Raw genomic sequence first — 1621 nt, 5'->3', positions numbered from 1 at the left:
AACAGTTAAGCCGCGTCCGCGCAATAGGCAAAATCCAAAACCTCGAACAAAAAATAAATCATATCCAATCCCCCTCTCCCTTGATGGGAATCGAAGAAACGCCTAAAGCGGGCGAGGGTCAGGGTGAGGTTGAAGACTTCACCGGCCATATAGGTATTGCCCACACACGTTGGGCAACCCACGGCGCACCAGTCGAAAACAATGCGCACCCACACATTTGTAATAATCGTGTTGCAATCGTTCATAACGGTATTATTGAAAACTACCAGCAGCTAAAGACTGAACAACTTGAACAAGGTTATCGTTTCACATCCCAAACCGATACCGAAGTTATCGCACACGCTATTCACCAAAATTTACAATTGCTTTCCCCCTCCCTTGATGGGAGGGGGCAGGGGGAGGGTGAATCGCAAGACTCAATCCTACTCATCGCCCTACAAACCACAATAAAAACCCTAAAAGGCGCCTACGCGCTTGCCATAATCGACAAGCAAAACCCCGACACTCTAGTGGTCGCACGCAAAGGCAGTCCTTTAGTCATCGGTATCGGTATCGGCGAACACTTTATTGCATCCGATGTGTCGGCTTTATTGCCTGTCACGCAAAACTTTATCTTCTTGGAAGAGGGTGATACCGCTCAAATCACACGGCAGACCGTAGAAATTTATAATGTAGACGGCCAACCTGTTGAGCGTGAAGTTAAACAGTCCAGCTTAAGCGCCGCTTCAGTCGAATTGGGTGAGCATCGTCACTACATGCATAAAGAGATTTTCGAGCAGCCGCAAGCCATTATCGACACACTAGAAGGGCGCGTTACCAAAACAGAAGTATTAGCTAACGCCTTTGGTTATCAAGCGCAAGAGCATTTCAGCACGATCAAGCAAGTCCAAATTATCGCCTGCGGCACCAGCTATCATGCAGGCCTGGTGGCGAAATATTGGTTTGAAGATATTATCGGCTTAGCCTGTCAGGTCGAAGTCGCCAGCGAATACCGCTACCGTAACCCAGTCGTGCAAGACAATACGCTATTCGTCACACTAAGCCAATCCGGCGAAACCGCCGACACCCTAGCCGCCCTGCAACAAATCAAACAATTCCGTTTTTCCCCCTCTCCCTTGATGGGAGAGGGTCGGGGTGAGGGTGAAAACGTCACCAAAACCCTAAACATCCCCACATTAACCATCTGCAACGTAGCCGAATCCAGCCTAACCCGCGAATCAGACATGACCTTCCTAACCCAAGCCGGTCCGGAAATTGGTGTCGCCTCCACCAAAGCCTTTACCACCCAATTAGTCGCCTTAGCCTTATTGCTATGCGTAATAGGCAAAATCCAAAAACGCCTAGACTCTAGTCGTGAAGCCTTAATCGTTAAAGGCCTGCATGCACTACCAGGCCTGGTGGCAAAAGCGTTACAAAGTGAAGATGGCATTAAAGAACTCGCCAATCATATTTCCACCAAAAGCAGCGCGATATTCTTAGGGCGTGGCAGCATGTACCCAATTGCAATGGAAGCCGCGTTAAAACTAAAAGAAATCAGCTACATCCATGCCGAAGCCTATCCGGCAGGTGAACTCAAACACGGCCCATTAGCGTTAATAGATGAAAATATCCCTGTTATCGC

General features: G+C 48.6%; 1 protein-coding gene. It reads left to right on the top strand.

Annotated elements, in window-relative coordinates; all coding sequences use genetic code 11:
• The coding region (locus IBX48_RS10505; RefSeq protein ID WP_296834367.1) for a glutamine--fructose-6-phosphate aminotransferase at positions 1 to 1621 on the top strand (1621 nt) is incomplete at both ends.

The sequence above is a fragment of the Thiomicrospira sp. genome, assembly GCF_014859555.1.
GTDB lineage: Bacteria > Pseudomonadota > Gammaproteobacteria > Thiomicrospirales > Thiomicrospiraceae > Thiomicrospira.
Note: the sequence above shows the minus strand (reverse complement) of the source record. Positions and strands in the feature narration are given on the sequence as shown.